This is a genomic window from Faecalibacterium sp. DFI.5.82, from assembly GCF_029076575.1.
Classification (GTDB): domain Bacteria; phylum Bacillota; class Clostridia; order Oscillospirales; family Ruminococcaceae; genus Faecalibacterium; species Faecalibacterium duncaniae.
Map to the genome: position 1 here is coordinate 1 of NZ_JARFIS010001120.1, position 289 is coordinate 289.

At 50.9% G+C, this 289-nt stretch carries 1 protein-coding gene; it reads left to right on the forward strand.

From position 1 onward, the window contains the following. Positions 1–137: DUF2500 domain-containing protein (locus P0G09_RS20400; RefSeq protein WP_275253593.1), on the forward strand; the 137-nt coding region annotated here is incomplete at its 5' end. Positions 138–289: the final 152 nt, after the last annotated feature.

Below are 289 nucleotides of genomic sequence, written 5' to 3' on the forward strand. Positions count from 1 at the left end.
ATGTGACCTTTCAGGTGGAAAGCGGCGACCGTATGGAACTTACCGTAAGTGGTTCGGACTACGGAATGCTTGTGGAGGGCGACATTGGAAAGCTGAGATTTCAAGGCACCCGCTATCTTGGGTTCCAGCGGAACTGAGTGTTTCTGCACTGCTGCCCAACTGGATGAATCGTAAGTTGAACAAGGCAGGATTTCACACAAAAAAACATCTGCTGCCCCCTTGCCGGACGTGACAGCCTCCGGCGTGGGACAGCAGATGTTTTTCTTTTTTACGATGCAGTCAGATTCAC